Raw genomic sequence first — 14,063 nt, 5'->3', positions numbered from 1 at the left:
CGGTAGGTGAGGGCCCGTCGGCAGCTTGGCCGCCCGGGACCACGGACCGGGCCATCGTCACACGCCGGTCAGACGACGAGCCGGAGCGAGTTGTCGGAGACCCCGATCCGGACGGACTGGCCCCAGGTCAGCTCCAGGGCGTCGGACTCCATGCCGTCCCCGAAGACGACCATCCGGTCCGACTCCACCGTGAGCCTGAGCCCGTCCCGGGCGCCCAGTTCGCCGGCGACCATGGAGGTGCCCGTCGCGGGCGAGGGCCATGCCTCGCGCACGAACCACACCAGTCGCTGTTCCGAAGGCGCCGGAAGCCGGATCCCGCCGCCGCGCTCCAGCCAGAGGGAACGCAGCCAGCCGGTGGAGCCCGTGCCGGTGCCGACGAGGACGCCGGAGGAGGCCTGGGCCTCCCCGGCCGCCTCGGAGCCGTCCGGGCCGATGCGGTACCGGGCGGTCTGATGGCCCGCTGACCCGAGGTAGATCTCGTTGAGGGCGAGCAGGCGCTGGGTGTCGTCCGCGACCGCCTCCGTCATCGTCAGCGCGTCCACCCCCGCACCCGGGGACACGGCCGCCTCGCACAGGGCCCTGGTGTCGCGGGCGCGATGGCGCACGAGGACCCCCGGGTTGCGGCCGGGGTCGGTGTCGATGCCCACCACCGGCTGCCCGGACAGGTACTTGGCCACATTGGCGACCAGGCCGTCCTGGCCCACGACGAGAACCACGTCCTCCGGTCCGAACAGGAAGCGGTCCAGGTCGGCGCGCTCCACCCGGCTCCGTCGCCACCGCAACGGCACGGCGGCGGCCACCTCGCTGAGGGCCCGTACCGTCCGACGGTGGCGTTCGGCGACCTCCTCGATGGGCCGGCCGCGTCCCGCGAGGACGAACGCGGCCTGCCCATGCGTCCCGTGACGCGCGAGGAGCTCCTCGTACTCGGTCGTGCGGTGCACCAGCACGGCGCGGGGGGCCAGGCTCACGCCCGCTCCTCCGGCTCCGCCCGGCCCAGCTTCGCGAGGAGTCCGGTGAGGACGTCGGGCGACAGGGTGAGGCTGTCGATGCGCGGGAGGTTCTCCGCCAGCCGCGTCGCCGCGAGGGCGTGCAGCGTGCCGGGATCGGCATCGGCGTGCGCGCGCAGCCATGCGGCCTGCGCGTCCGCGCGGGCCGCCCCGACGTCCCGTGCCGCCTCGGCCTCGGCCCGGGCCAGTCGCACCGTTCTGGCGGCCTCGGCCGAGGTGCGTACCTCGTCGGCCGCCGCCTTCTCCTCGGCCTCCCTGCGGGCGTTGGTGCCCCGCTGGTCCACCAGTTGCTCCTCGCGGCGCGCGAGTTCGATCTTGCTGGCCAGTTCGTTCTCGGCGATGGTGCGCTCACGCTCGACGGCGACGGCCCGCCGTTCGTACACCGACCGGTCCGCCTCCTGCTGGATCTGTTCCCTGGCCGGGGTGCGCAGGGCGCGCTCGACCTCGGCCTCGGGGCGGATGGCGACGACGCGCACGGCGACCACGTCGATGCCGGTCGCGGGCAGACGCGGCTCGTCCGCGAGTCCGGTGGCGACCCGCTCCCGTACGGCGGCGACCCCGTCCACGAGGGCGGCGGCGAGCGGGGTGCGGGCCAGTACGTCCAGGGCGTGCTGCTGCGCGGTCTCGGTGAGCAGGGTGGCGATCTGCTCGAGCGGCGTCCCGCGCCAGACCCCTGTGTCGGGGTGCACGGAGAAGTCGAGACGGGCCGCGGCTGCGGCGGGGTCGCTGATCCGGTAGGTGACGGTCGCCTGCACCGTCACGTCCTGGAAGTCCGCCGTGCGCGCGTGGAAGGCCATCGCCAGCTCCCGGTCGTCGACCGGGACCTCGGAGAGCGCGGCCGAGAGCGCCCGGTACCAGAAGCTCAGCCCCGGGCCGTCATGCGTGAGCGTGCCCCGCTTGTGATGGCGGATGTGGGCGGTCGGAGCGGAGCGCAGGTGCCGCCAGCCGAAGCGCCGGGTGATGTCTGCCATGTCGGGCCCCCTCTTTTTCTCGTCATGGAGACGATAAAGGATGCGCTCCATATCGTCAATAGGACGAGAAGGAGGGGCTGGGCAGAAGTGCGGCCGGGGGGGGGGGGGGGGGGGGGCCCCCCCCCCCGCCGGGGGGGGGGCCCCCCCCCCCCCCCCCGCGGGGGCCCCCGGGCGGGGGGGGGGGCGCCCCACGCCCCCCGCCCCCCCTCATACCTGGCGGGGGGGGGGGCCCCCCCCGCGGGGGGGGGGGGGGGGGGGGCGCCCCCCGGGCCGGCCCCCCCCCCCCCCCCCCCCCCCCCCCGGCCGGGTGGTGGCGCCGTCCCCGTCCCCACGGTTCGGCGCACGGGCGGGTCGTCGTCATCCGCTCGGACGACGGCCCACGTTCATCAGGTCCCGCTGCCCGGGGAAGTGGGCGGCGAGGAGGGGAGGCCCAGCGCGGGCAGTACGGCGCACTCGATGAAGCGGGTCACGAAGCGGCCGTCGGTGTAGCGCTCCTCCAGCAGCGGCCGTGCGCGCATGATGCCCATCACCTGCGCGGCCACGTACTCCAGCGCCGGATTGTCTGCATCGACCTCGCCGCGGTCGACGGCTCGTTCGACCATGGCGTCGATGGCGGCGATGGCCGGCGTGATCAGCGTCGAGCGCATCGCGCACAGCAGGTCGGGGTTCTGGAGCGCGGCGTGGCTGAGCGCGTGCATCAGGGCGGTGTCCTGGCCGGACGCGGACTCGACCGCCCGCGCGGCCTCGCGCAGATCGCCGCTCAGGGAGCCCGTGTCGATGCCGGAGAACAGGGGCCTGCGGGTACCGTGCAGCGCTGCCACCACCAGCTCCGGCTTGTTCCCCCACTGGCGGTAGAGCGTGGACTTCCCGCACCGGGTGCGGGCGGCGACCCCCTCCATCGTCAGCGAGTCGTAGCCGCTCTCCCTGAGCAGGTCCAGCACGGCGGAGTAGAGCTCCTGGGCGCGCTCGGGTGTGATCTTCGACCGTCGTGACGTGGGCGCGGACTCCTGGGCGGACCCGGTTGACGGCATCTGCTATCCCTCCCTGCGGCGCTGCGGCTGAGGACCCCTCGATACGCCAGTGTACCGATACGCCAGTGTACCGATACGGCTCCGTATCGGTACACTGGCGTATCGATACGGCGGGGACTCGCCCCGCGGTACGTCGTAACAGCGCACCGTCAGCAAAGGGGCACGGGTGATGCACACCCGCAGTGAGCCTGCGGAGCGGGAGCCGGACACCTCTGCCCGACCGCCCCTCGTCCGCGAACTGCTTCTGGTCGCCGGACTCTTCCTCGTCTACAAACTCGGCCGGCAGGCCGCGAACGGACATGTGGAGGAGGCCTTCAGGAACGCCCGTGACGTATGGGGCTTCGAACGGGCCGCCGGCCTCCCCGGCGAGGGAGAGGTCCAGGCCGTCCTGCTGCACAGCCACGCCCTCGTGGAGGCCGCCAACACCTACTACGCGGCTGTGCACTTCCCGGCCACCGTCGCGTTTCTGGTCTGGCTCTACCTGCGCCGCCCCGGCCATTACGTCTGGGCGCGGCGGATCCTCACCGCGATCACCGGCGCGGCGCTCGCCCTGCACCTGTTCTTCCCCCTGGCGCCGCCCCGCCTGCTGCACGCGACCGGCCTCGTCGACACCGCCCAGGTCTACGGGCCCTCGGTCTATGCCAACACCCCCACCACCGACTCCATGGCCAACCAGTTCGCCGCCATGCCGTCGCTGCACTTCGGCTGGTCGCTCATGGTCGCCGTGGGGCTGATCGTCGCCACGCGCTCACGGTGGCGGTACCTGTGGCTGCTGCATCCGGCCCTCACCCTGCTCGTCGTCGTGGGTACGGCCAACCACTACTGGCTCGACGCGATCGTGGTCTCCGCGCTGCTCGCCCTGGCCCTCGCCGCGCTCAGGCAGCCTGCCACGCGCGTTCCGGAACACCCGCGGTGGCCGGCCGTCGTCCCGGTCCAGCGCCGCACGAGCCCCGCCTACGCACGCTCCGGAGGGCAGCGATGAACGCCACGCTCATAGCCGTCGCCCTCTCCCTCGTCTCCGCCGTCGCCTACGCGTCGGCCGCCGTGGCACAGGCGAGGCTCGCGAGCCGGACCGATCCCACCACCGGGGCGCTGCGCCTGATGGGCCACGGAGCCTGGTGGTCCGCCGTCGGCCTCAACGCCGGAGGGGCGCTTCTCCACGTCGCCGCCCTGAAATACGGCCCGCTCACCCTCGTACAGCCCCTCGGGGCGCTGACCCTCGTGGCGGCCGTCCCGCTGGGAGCACGCACGGCGGGCCGGCGGGTCACCCGCGCGGAGTGGCGCGGCACCCTCCTCACCCTCCTCGGTCTGGCCGCGCTGCTCCTCGCCGCGGGCGGCGCCGCCCCGCACGACACGCTCACCCTCCCCGAGGCCCTGGCCGTGGCGGCCGTGACCATGGCGCTCGTCGCCGGACTCAGCAGGCCGGGCACCAGGCCCGGGCTGCGGCACGCGGCGGCGTCCGGGATCACCTCGGGGGTGGCCTCCGCCCTCACCCAGACCCTGACCGTGGCGGCGACCGACCACTCCGGCCCCTTGCTCAGCTGGCGGCTCGTGACGGTGGCGCTGCTCGTGTCCTTCCTGGCCCTGGGCGGTCTGCTGCTGTCCCAGACCGCCTACCGGGGCGGTCTCGGCGCCCCGCTCGCCGTGGTGACCCTCGCCAACCCGGTCGCCGCCGCCCTGATCGGCTTGGTCCTCCTGGGCGAACGCCTCCAGGGCGGGCTGCTCGGCCTGGTCCCGGCGCTGATCGGCGCCGTCGCCGCCGTCGAGGGCGTGGTCCTGCTCAGCCGTGCGCAGGCGACGGCCACGGTCGCGTCCGACGCCACGGAGGCCGTCGTCCCGGCACCGGTCCGGGCGAGCCGACCCTCACGCGTCGTCATCTCCGCCCCTTCGCCCTCCGTGCCGCTCGTCGGCGAGCCGCCGGTCCTCCGGCCGGAGCCGGTGAGCGGCTCCCGCTGACCGCCGCCGGCTCGCCCCGGCGACGGTGCTCCGGGTGCGATCTCAGGTCAGATCACGCTGGTAGCGGTACGTCAGGACACCGTCGGTGAGATCGAAGGTGGCGCTCGGAGGGAAGAGGCCCGTCCCGGACGCGCAGGAGTACTTCCTCACGAATCCCGCCGACGCCGGCCAGGCCGGATAGCGCTCCCCCCGCACCACGCACGAGTCCTCGGGGACGACCGCCCACAACTGCGCCTCGGTCATGCCCAGCGTGGTCTTCTTGTACTGCGACAACGTGACGGATGGATTCTCCGGCTCGTACAGGCGCTCGTTGCGCTTGCTGTTGAGCTTGCCTTCGGCCGTGAAGTCGAATCCGCCGTAGGGGGCGTAGTCGCTCGACTCGGTGAAGCACAGGATGGAGTCACCGATGACTCCACCGGTGTCGCACGCGGCCTCGCCGCCCGCGATGTCCCACACCTCGTCGAAGGTCATCCCGAACTGGATCTGCTCGTACTTCCCGACGGAGAAGCCGGAGTTCGCCTCTGCGGACGCCCCTGCCGCGACGATGGCCGTCGCGGCCGCCGCGAGGGCGACCCCCGTACGTGCAATCCGTGCCTTCACCACATGCGTCCTCTCGTCGTCGCCTCGTCACCACGCCGGCCGACGGACGGCCGCGGGTTGCCTGGGCAGCGGTGCGCGACCGGAGATCCGCCGGCTCCCGCCTTCGGGCGCGACGCTACGTTCCGTCACTCTCCGTCCCGTCTCGTGAGGGAGACCGGCCCCGCGTCCACCGGAGGTATGGGCACGGCCTCCTCGAGAACCGCGGGCGGCACTACGGGAGCAGACGCCCGGCAAGCTGTCCGGCCCGTCACGGGGCAGAAGGCTCCAGGTCGTCGATCGCGTCGGTGAGCCAGCCCGTCCAGAACGTCTCCAGGTCGATGCCCCCGCGCAGCACCAGCCGTCGCAGGCGGTCCTCCTGGGCGTCGCGTTCCGGAGGGAAGTCGCGCCGCTCGATCTCCAGGTACTCCGCGAGCTGCGCCTGGTGCAGCGCCAGGTGCCGACGCAGTTCCCCGACGAGGCCGGGCGCCCCGACGACCGCCGCGGCCCGCATCCGCAGCAGCAGCGGATCGCGGACCGGGCGTGGGTCCTCCGCGAGCGACACCCAGGCCGCCAGCTCCGCGCGGCCCTCGGGAAGAACTTCGTACTCCTTCTTCTGCCCCCGGGCCGGCCGGCCCAGGGGCAGGACCCGGATGTGGCCCGCCTGCTCCAGCTTCCCCAGCTCGCGGTAGATCTGCTGATGCGTGGACGGCCAGAAGTACCCGATCGACCGGTCGAACCTGCGCGTCAGTTCGAGACCGGAGGACGGCTTCTCGATCAGGGCGGTCAGGATCGCGTGGGGGAGTGACATGCACTGCATCCTAGGGACGGTGGAACCGGTCCCTCACAGCTCGGCGGCCAGCTCCGTGCCCTGGCGGATCGCGCGCTTGGCATCCAGCTCCGCGGCCACGTCGGCGCCACCGATCAGATGTACGGGACGGCCTGCCGCCCGCAGCTCCTCGTAGAGCTCACGGCGGGGCTCCTGCCCCGCGCACAGGACCACGGTGTCGACCGGCAACAGGTGCTGCTCACCGTCCACGGTCAGGTGCAGGCCCTCGTCGTCGATCAGGTCGTACGAGGCGCCCGCCACCATCGTCACCCCGCGGTGACGCAGCTCTGTGCGGTGGATCCAGCCCGTCGTCTTCCCCAGCCCGGCACCGACCTTGGTCGCCTTGCGCTGGATCAGGTGCACCGTGCGCGGCGGCTTCGGCCGCTCGGGCAGCCCCAGTCCGCCCCGGCCCGTGTACTCGGTGTCCACACCCCACTGCCGGAAGAATTCGGCGGAGTCACGTCCCGCCTCGTCCCCGCCGTCGGTCAGGAACTCGGCGACGTCGAAGCCGATGCCGCCCGCCCCGACGACCGCCACCCGGTCACCGACCGGCGCACCGTCGCGCAGTACGTCCAGGTAGCTGACCACGCTCGGGTGGCCGACCCCGGGAATCGCCGGGGTGCGCGGCTCGACACCGGTGGCCAGGACGACCTCGTCGTACCCGTCGAGGAGGCCGGCCGTCGCCGGCGTGGAGAGCCGCACCTCGACCTCCTCCTCGGCGAGACGGGTGCGGAAGTAGCGCAGGGTCTCGTCGAACTCCTCCTTGCCGGGTACCCGGCGTGCCACGTTCAGCTGACCGCCGATCTCGTCCGCGGCGTCGAACAGCGTCACGGTGTGCCCACGTTCGGCTGCCGTGACCGCGCAGGCGAGACCGGCCGGCCCGGCGCCCACCACCGCGACGCGCTTGCGGGTCCGCGTCGGCGAGAGCACCAGCTCCGTCTCGTGGCAGGCGCGCGGGTTCACCAGGCACGAGGTGATCTTCAGGCTGAAGATGTGGTCGAGACAGGCCTGGTTGCAGCCGATGCAGGTGTTGATGGCGTCGGCCCGGCCGGCGGCGGCCTTGGCGACGAAGTCGGGGTCGGCGAGGAAGGGCCGTGCCATCGAGACCATGTCCGCCCGGCCGGAGGCCAGGATCTCCTCGGCCAGCTCGGGGGTGTTGATGCGGTTGCTGGTGACCAGAGGCACGGAGACCGCGCCTCGCACCTTCTCCGTCACCCAGGTGAAGGCACCACGTGGCACCGACGTCGCGATGGTCGGGATCCGCGCCTCGTGCCAGCCGATCCCGGTGTTGATGATGGTCGCCCCCGCCTCCTCGACCGCGCGGGCGAGACGGACGACCTCCTCCAGGGTCGAGCCGCCCGGCACGAGGTCCAGCATGGACAGGCGGTAGACGATGATGAAGTCCGGGCCGACCCGCTCCCGGACGCGCCGCACGATCTCGACGGGGAAGCGGATGCGGTTCTCGTACGACCCACCCCACCGGTCCTCGCGGTGGTTGGTCTCGCCGACGATGAACTCGTTGATCAGATAGCCCTCGGACCCCATGATCTCGACGCCGTCGTAGCCGGCGCGGCGTGCGAGCGCGGCGGCCCGTACGAAGTCCTCGATGGTCTCCTCGACCTCGTCGTCGTCGAGGGCGTGCGGAGTGAAGCCGCTGATGGGCGCCTTGAGCGCGCTCGGAGCCACCAGGTCCGGGTGATGGGCGTAGCGCCCGAAGTGCAGGATCTGCATCGCGATCCTGCCGCCCGCCGCGTGGACGGCCGACGTCACCTCACGGTGCTGATCCGCCTCCGCCTCCGTGGTCATCTTCGCGCCGCCGGGAAAGGAGCAGCCCCGCTCGCTGGGCGCGATCCCGCCCGTGACCATGAGGCCGACACCACCGCGGGCGCGGGCCGCGTAGAAGGCCGCCATCCGTTCGAAGCCGCGCTCCACCTCCTCGAGGCCGATGTGCATCGATCCCATCAGCACCCGGTTGGGCAGGGTGGTGAATCCGAGGTCGAGCGGGCTCAGCAGGTGGGGGTACGGGCTCATCGGGGGCTCCTCGCGAGTGGCGTCCAGCCAGTTGTAGACCACCCCTCCACAGTTATGCAACAAGTTGCACAATGACCTACGTCGCAGTCTCCCCAAGGGGCGCCACACGAATGGCGTAACAGCATCCGGCCCCAGGCACCCGTCCGGACGACAGTGGAATCCGTACGTCCGGACGCCGCCCTCCCGTCGACAGGAGACCCCCCATGACGTGCATCAACCGACGCGACCTCGGGCTTCTCGTGCTCCGGGCCGGAACCGGGGCCGTGCTCACGGCCCATGGTCTCCAGAAGCTGACCGGAATGTTCGGCGGCGGAGGCATCGAAGGGACCACCGCAGCGATGGAGGCCATGGGCTTCCATCCGCCGAAGCACAGCGCCCTGGCCGCGGGCATCGGCGAGGCCGGTGGCGGGGTCCTGCTGGCACTCGGCCTCGCCACCCCGGCGGCAGGAGCCGCGGCCGCCGGCACCATGGCCGGCGCCGTCGCCGTTCACGCGCCCGCCGGCTTCTTCGCCATGGGCGGTGGCTACGAGTACCCGGCCTTCCTGGGATTCACCGCCGCCGCCATCGGGCTGACGGGCGCGGGTCGCTACTCCCTGGACCACGCCACCGGGCATGTGCTGGACCAGCCGTGGGTCGTCGCGCTCGCCTTCGCGGGCAGCGCCCTGGCAGCGGCCGCCGTCGTCGGCCGACGGGCCAAGGGGCAGGCGTCCGCCGAGGAGGAACCGGGGGACGAGAGCGTCTAGCGGGTGCGGTACCCACCCGCATTGATCGCCGTTTCAGGGGCACCAGGCAGTGCATGAATGCGAACGCGCTGTCGATGAACGCACGAGGTCAGGCACGAAGAGCCGCACGGAGCCGGGCCCTGGACGTAGGAGCCAGGGCCGGCTTCGTGGCGCGTGGGGTGATCTACCTTCTGGTGGGTGTGCTGGCCCTGCGCATCGCCTTCTCGGACGGCGGGGGCAAGCAGGCCGACCGCGGCGGAGCCATCGCCGAGATAGCCGAGAAGCCCTTCGGAGGCTTTCTGCTCTGGGCGCTGGGCGTGGCACTGGCGGGAATGGCCCTGTGGCGTCTCTCCGAGGCCGTCTTCGGCCAGGCCGGGCCCGACGGCGACAAGGCGACCAAGCGGGCCATGGCCGCCGGCCGCTTCGTCTTCTACTCCTTCGTCTCGTACTCCGTGCTCTCCTACGCCGCCGGCGACAAGAGCAGCGGCAGCGGATCCAGCGACAAGCAGACCGACGACGTCACCGCGCGTGCCCTGGAGTGGCCCGCCGGTCAGTGGATCGTCGGGGCCGCGGGTGTCGCAGTGCTCGGAGCCGGCCTGTGGATCGCCTTCCGCGCGATCGCCCGTAAATACCACAAGCACCTGAAGATGGCCGAGATGAGCCGGAGGGTCCGTCAGGCCGTCGACGTCACCGGAGTGTTCGGCGGTGCGGTCCGCGGCGCCGTCTTCGCCACGGCGGGCGGATTCGCCGTAGCCGCCGCGGTGCAGCACGAACCCGGCAAGGCCAAGGGCATGGACGACACCCTGCGCACCTTCAGCGAGACTCCCGCCGGGCCCTGGCTGCTCGCGTTCATCGCCCTGGGACTCGCGGCGTTCGGTCTCTTCTCCTGGGCCAACGCCCGCTATCGACGCACGTGACGCGAAGGCGGTACGCACGAGTCGCGCCACCGCGCGGGCGACGGCTCCCCCCGGGCCGGCTCCGGCCGGGATGCCAGGGGCCGCCGCCCGCATGCGCGGTGCCGGGTCAGGCGTCCGGCCCGTGGAACGCCGCGGCGGCCGCGAGCAGCCCCCGCACCCCGTACTCGATGACCGGCTCCGCCTGGGGTGCGAAGCGCGGTGAGTGGTTGCCCGGGGTGCCCGGGCGTACCTGCGACGGGTCCTGGCCTTCGTAGAGCGCCGGATCGAACCCGCCCCACATCCAGAAGACCGAGGGACACGCGAACGTCGTGCCGAACACGCCGAAGTCCTCGCTGCCCGCGAGCGGCCGCTCCATGTGCTGCACGCCCGGCTCGCCGTAGACGGACACCAGGGCGGTGCGCACGCGCTCGGTGGCGTCCGAGTCGTTGACGGTGAGAGGGAAGGCGTTCAGCGGTTCGAACTCCGGCTCCCGCGGCGCGCCCGCCGCCTGGGCCTCGCCCCGTACGATCCGCTCGATCGCTGCCAGGACCCGGGTCCGCACCTCGGGGTCGAAGGTACGGACGTTGATCTTGAGTTCGGCACTGTCCGGGATGATGTTCTCCTTGTGACCGGCCTGGAACGAGCCGACCGTCACCACCGCGGCGTCCTGCGGGGCGATCTCGCGGGAGACCACCGACTGCAGCCGCGTCACCACGTGCGCGCCGAGCAGGATCGGATCGACCGTCAGCTCCGGCTGGGAACCGTGCCCACCGGCTCCGTACAGACGGACACGGAAGCTGTCCGCGGCCGACATGGCCGTCCCCGCGCGCAGTGCCACCGTCCCGGTGGGCAGCGGGCTGACGTGCTGGCCGAGGCAGACGTCCGGACGGGGGAAGCGCTCCGCGAAGCCGTCGTCGACCATGGCGCGGGCTCCGGCCGCGATCTCCTCGCCGGGCTGGAAGACGGCGAGCAACGTGCCGCGCCAGGTGCTGCGGTCCGCCGCGTACAGGGCGGTCGCGCCGAGAAGGGCGGTCACATGATGATCGTGACCACAGCCGTGCATCAGCGGCACCTCGCCGCCGTCGGGCCCGATCGCGGTGTCGGTCGACGCGTACGGCAGCCCCGTGTCCTCGGCCAGCGGCAGCCCGTCGGTGTCGGCGCGGAGCAGCACCGTGGGGCCGTCGCCGTTGGTCAGCGTGCCGACCACGCCGGTGGTGCCGACCTTCTCCGTGACCTCCCAGCCCTGGGCGCGCAGCACCGCCGCCACGATCGCCGCGGTGCGGGTCTCGTTCATCGACAGTTCGGGGTGGGCGTGCAGATCCCGGTAGAGATCTCCCAGCGTCGGGAGGAGCCGCTCCAGGCCCTGGTCGGCCGGGGTGCCCGCGGGCAGCACGAGCAGAGCGGGGTCGACCGGGCAGGCGGGTACGGGGGAAGGGGAGACGGTCACACGGGACTCCTTTGTCGAGAGGTAGGTGCGGGGCGGCCGGTCAGTCCCGGAGGGAGGGCCCGAGCCGGGAGTGGAGGGAGGCGGAGGTCTGCGGGGCGACGAGCGCGAGAACGGACGTCAGCGCCGCCCCGAGACCCAGGACCGCGAAGGCGACGGTGAACGAGTAGGTGTCGGCGAGGTACCCCATGAGGATGGGCACGAGGATGCCGGCGGACTGGCCCCCGAAGTTGATCATGCCGGAGGCGGCGCCGCTCAGCCGGGTCGACAGGGTCCGCAGCGGCACGGCGAAGATCGGGGTGAAGCAGAACGTGCAGGCGGCGTACGCGAGACAGAGCAGCGCCTCGAACGCGACCAGGCCCTCCGCCTGCGTCATCCCGAGGACCGCCGCACCCGCCACGGCCATGGATGGAGCGACGAGGATCGCCGGGCGCCCCTTCACCCGGTCCGCGCACCTGCCGCTGAGAATCATGGCGACGCCGCCGAACAGCGCCGGCAGCGCGCTGAGCAGCCCCGACTTCTCCAACGAGAGTCCTCGCTCGGTCTGCAGGTAGGACGGAACCCAGGAGGTGAGTCCCCAGGCGAGCATGCCGTACCCGAACAGCATTCCCACGTACAGCCACATCGGGGGAGAGGCCAGCAGCGCGCGGGTTCCCCCGCCCTCGGCCGTCCGCGGCCCGGTGGCCGGCCGCGCCGGGGGGAGCAGGAGCCGCACCAGTACGAAGGTCGCGACACCGAGTCCCGCGACCGCGTAGAACGACATGCGCCAGCCCCACAGGGCGATGACGGGACCGGCGATCAGCGGAGCCACGACCGCGCCGAAGGCGTTCGACGAGGAGATCCACCCGCTCGCCGTCATCCGTTCCTCCGGTCCGGTCCGTTCGGCGACGGCCTTCATCGCGGCGGCGGGGAAGATGCCCTGACCGGCGCCGAAGAGCACCCTGATCACCAGCAGCGCGGCGAAGGACCAGGCGGTCCCGGTCAGCGCGGTGAACACCGACCAGACGAGCATCGCCCACAGCAGGATCTTCTTGGAGCCGAAGCGGTCGGCGAGCAGCCCGCCGGGAATCTGGCAGCTGGCGTAGGCGAAGAAGAACGCGGACAGCACCAGGCCCTGCTGGGTGCGGTCGATGCCGAACTCGGTGCCGATGTGCGGCAGCGCCAGGTTGATCACGAGCCGGTCGATGTAGTCGACGATCCAGGCCAGGAAGAGCAGGCCGACGGTCGTCTTCGCGGCCCGGTCGAGCCGGACCCGCCCCTGGGGTGGGGCGGTGCTCACGTCCTGCGGCGGCGGCGCAGGTGACGGTGACGGTGTCGAGGTGGTGCTCACGGCGGCTCCACGGTGTCTTACGCGGCTGAGGGAGCGCGCACGCCTGGACCCGCGAGGATCCGCCCCCGGGCAGGCGCACACGTACGTGCGGCGGACCACCCGTGGCCGGGGGCCACCGCATCGGCGGATGCGAGTGGCCCCACAATGGTGGCCATGGCACCCACCCCCGCGCGGATGCCGGAATCCTGCACTCAGGGAGCGCAGGATTCCGTCTGCCCGACGCCTGGCGTACGCGACCTCGACGAGGCCGACATGGCACTCGTCGACGCCCTGCAGACCAGTCCCCGTGCGCCCTGGTCCCGTGTCGGCGCGGTCCTCGGCGTCGACGCGACCACCGCCGCCCGCCGCTGGGACCGGCTGCACACCGCCGGCCTCGCCTGGAGCACCGCCTACGAGACATGGGGGCCGCCCGGCCAGGCGGAGGGGCTGTGCGTCGCCTTCGTCGACGTGTCCGTCGCTCCGGGCAGCCTGGCCGCCGCCGCACGGGCCGCGTGCGACGAACCGTGCGTGGCCAGTGTCGAACGCACCACCGGGAGTACCGCGTCCGGCACGGACGGCACACTCTTCCTCACGGTGTTCTGCTACGGGACCGCGGCCCTGACGCGTTTCACCGACGGGCAGCTCGCACGGCTCCCGGGCGTGCGTGACATCCGGGTCGCCGTCATGCTGCGTGGCTACCGGGAAGGTGCCGACTGGAAGGTGCACGCGCTCGACCGCGGACAGCGCTCCCGGCTCGCGCGCGACGCGGCCGGCGCCGCAGCGGCCGCCCATCACGGCGACGCCGACCGGGCACTGCTCCGGGCACTCGCCGCCGACGCGCGCCGGCCCTACAGCGACCTGGCCCGGGACACCGGCACCAGCGAAGCGACGGTACGCCGCCGACTGACCCGGATGCTGGACTCCGGTCAGGTCAGGATCCGCTGCGACGTCTCCCATCTGGCGGCCGGCCGGCCGGTCATCAGCACCTACCGGATCTCCGTGCCGTCGGCCGAACTCGATTCCGCCGGGCACGTTACGGCCCGGCTGCCCGGGGTGCGGCTGTGCATGGCGGTGACCGGCGAGACCAACCTGCTCGTCTCGACCTGGGCCCGGTCGCTCACCGAGGCAGCGGACTTCGAGACCCACCTGGGCAGACGTTTGCCCTCCGCACACGTCCGACGTCGCGACATCACGCTGCTCACGGCCAAGCGGATGGGGCGTCTCCTGGACGACCAGGGCCGGGCCCAAGGACACATCCCGCTCGGTCTCGGGCCCTGAGGGGTGATCCGCG

At 72.7% G+C, this 14,063-nt stretch carries 13 protein-coding genes; 5 read left to right on the top strand and 8 right to left on the bottom strand.

All coding sequences use genetic code 11. The features are described 5' to 3' along the window. Window positions 1-68: 68 nt before the first annotated feature. The 3 genes from ACGFNN_RS23710 to ACGFNN_RS23700 all read right to left on the bottom strand — a co-directional run bounded on the left by ACGFNN_RS23710 (window position 69) and on the right by ACGFNN_RS23700 (window position 3,009). Window positions 69-968 carry a hypothetical protein gene (locus tag ACGFNN_RS23710; RefSeq protein WP_393558710.1) on the bottom strand — a complete coding sequence of 300 codons (900 nt, stop codon included), beginning with the start codon at window positions 966-968 and terminating at the stop codon, window positions 69-71. Continuing rightward, window positions 965-1,978 (bottom strand): SPFH domain-containing protein, encoded by a 1,014-nt coding sequence (locus ACGFNN_RS23705; protein WP_393558708.1) that lies wholly within the window; start codon window positions 1,976-1,978, stop codon window positions 965-967. The genes ACGFNN_RS23710 and ACGFNN_RS23705 overlap by 4 nt, the downstream gene beginning before the upstream one ends. A 386-nt stretch (window positions 1,979-2,364) precedes the next feature. Next, window positions 2,365-3,009, bottom strand: coding sequence for a TetR/AcrR family transcriptional regulator (locus ACGFNN_RS23700; protein ID WP_393558706.1), 645 nt, complete (start codon window positions 3,007-3,009; stop codon window positions 2,365-2,367). A gap of 169 nt (window positions 3,010-3,178) precedes the next feature. Here ACGFNN_RS23700 and ACGFNN_RS23695 point away from each other — a divergent pair, with 169 nt between their 5' ends. Both ACGFNN_RS23695 and ACGFNN_RS23690 read left to right on the top strand, forming a co-directional pair. Then, window positions 3,179-3,991, top strand: a complete 813-nt coding sequence (locus ACGFNN_RS23695) for a phosphatase PAP2 family protein (protein ID WP_393558704.1) — start codon at window positions 3,179-3,181, stop codon at window positions 3,989-3,991. Beyond that, the gene (locus tag ACGFNN_RS23690) at window positions 3,988-4,965 is read left to right on the top strand and encodes a DMT family transporter (RefSeq protein WP_393558702.1); all 978 of its coding nucleotides are present in this window, start codon (window positions 3,988-3,990) and stop codon (window positions 4,963-4,965) included. Before ACGFNN_RS23695 ends, ACGFNN_RS23690 begins: the two co-directional genes overlap by 4 nt. A 42-nt stretch (window positions 4,966-5,007) precedes the next feature. Here the strand turns inward: ACGFNN_RS23690 and ACGFNN_RS23685 are convergent, their stop codons facing one another. The 3 genes from ACGFNN_RS23685 to ACGFNN_RS23675 form a co-directional block, all read right to left on the bottom strand. Then, a complete protein-coding gene (locus ACGFNN_RS23685; RefSeq protein ID WP_393558700.1) occupies window positions 5,008-5,565 on the bottom strand; it encodes a BLIP family protein in 558 nt (185 codons plus the stop codon). A 247-nt stretch (window positions 5,566-5,812) separates the two neighbouring features. After that, window positions 5,813-6,352 carry a PadR family transcriptional regulator gene (locus tag ACGFNN_RS23680; protein ID WP_393558698.1) on the bottom strand — a complete coding sequence of 180 codons (540 nt, stop codon included), beginning with the start codon at window positions 6,350-6,352 and terminating at the stop codon, window positions 5,813-5,815. Window positions 6,353-6,385: 33 nt separating this feature from the next. Beyond that, a complete protein-coding gene (locus ACGFNN_RS23675) occupies window positions 6,386-8,401 on the bottom strand; it encodes an FAD-dependent oxidoreductase (RefSeq protein ID WP_393558696.1) in 2,016 nt (671 codons plus the stop codon). A 203-nt stretch (window positions 8,402-8,604) separates the two neighbouring features. Here ACGFNN_RS23675 and ACGFNN_RS23670 point away from each other — a divergent pair, with 203 nt between their 5' ends. Both ACGFNN_RS23670 and ACGFNN_RS23665 read left to right on the top strand, forming a co-directional pair. After that, a complete protein-coding gene (locus tag ACGFNN_RS23670) occupies window positions 8,605-9,144 on the top strand; it encodes a DoxX family protein (protein ID WP_393558694.1) in 540 nt (179 codons plus the stop codon). A gap of 53 nt (window positions 9,145-9,197) precedes the next feature. Beyond that, window positions 9,198-10,040, top strand: a complete 843-nt coding sequence (locus ACGFNN_RS23665; protein ID WP_393558693.1) for a DUF1206 domain-containing protein — start codon at window positions 9,198-9,200, stop codon at window positions 10,038-10,040. A gap of 106 nt (window positions 10,041-10,146) precedes the next feature. On the opposite strand, the gene ACGFNN_RS23660 is transcribed toward ACGFNN_RS23665, so the two are convergent. Both ACGFNN_RS23660 and ACGFNN_RS23655 read right to left on the bottom strand, forming a co-directional pair. Next, complete coding sequence (locus tag ACGFNN_RS23660; RefSeq protein WP_393559100.1) at window positions 10,147-11,412, bottom strand: amidohydrolase; 1,266 nt, start codon at window positions 11,410-11,412, stop codon at window positions 10,147-10,149. Between the two features lie 94 nt (window positions 11,413-11,506). Further along, entirely contained in the window at window positions 11,507-12,793 is a 1,287-nt protein-coding gene (locus ACGFNN_RS23655) for an MFS transporter (protein ID WP_393558691.1), read from the bottom strand. A 153-nt stretch (window positions 12,794-12,946) separates the two neighbouring features. Between ACGFNN_RS23655 and ACGFNN_RS23650 the strand changes: the two genes are divergently transcribed. Further along, window positions 12,947-14,050, top strand: a complete 1,104-nt coding sequence (locus ACGFNN_RS23650) for an Lrp/AsnC family transcriptional regulator (RefSeq protein ID WP_393558689.1) — start codon at window positions 12,947-12,949, stop codon at window positions 14,048-14,050. Window positions 14,051-14,063: the final 13 nt, after the last annotated feature.

Source organism: Streptomyces sp. NPDC048590 (assembly GCF_043199535.1).
GTDB lineage: Bacteria > Actinomycetota > Actinomycetes > Streptomycetales > Streptomycetaceae > Streptomyces.
Note: the sequence above shows the minus strand (reverse complement) of the source record. Positions and strands in the feature narration are given on the sequence as shown.

Bases quoted from the DNA above. Each gene is read 5' to 3' on its own strand.
- ACGFNN_RS23705 (WP_393558708.1), bottom strand. From the start codon at position 1,978: ATGGCAGACATCACCCGGCGCTTCGGCTGGCGGCACCTGCGCTCCGCT.
- ACGFNN_RS23700 (WP_393558706.1), bottom strand. From the start codon at position 3,009: ATGCCGTCAACCGGGTCCGCCCAGGAGTCCGCGCCCACGTCACGACGG.
- ACGFNN_RS23695 (WP_393558704.1), top strand. From the start codon at position 3,179: ATGCACACCCGCAGTGAGCCTGCGGAGCGGGAGCCGGACACCTCTGCC.
- ACGFNN_RS23690 (WP_393558702.1), top strand. From the start codon at position 3,988: ATGAACGCCACGCTCATAGCCGTCGCCCTCTCCCTCGTCTCCGCCGTC.
- ACGFNN_RS23680 (WP_393558698.1), bottom strand. From the start codon at position 6,352: ATGTCACTCCCCCACGCGATCCTGACCGCCCTGATCGAGAAGCCGTCC.
- ACGFNN_RS23675 (WP_393558696.1), bottom strand. From the start codon at position 8,401: ATGAGCCCGTACCCCCACCTGCTGAGCCCGCTCGACCTCGGATTCACC.
- ACGFNN_RS23670 (WP_393558694.1), top strand. From the start codon at position 8,605: ATGACGTGCATCAACCGACGCGACCTCGGGCTTCTCGTGCTCCGGGCC.
- ACGFNN_RS23665 (WP_393558693.1), top strand. From the start codon at position 9,198: ATGAATGCGAACGCGCTGTCGATGAACGCACGAGGTCAGGCACGAAGA.
- ACGFNN_RS23650 (WP_393558689.1), top strand. From the start codon at position 12,947: ATGGCACCCACCCCCGCGCGGATGCCGGAATCCTGCACTCAGGGAGCG.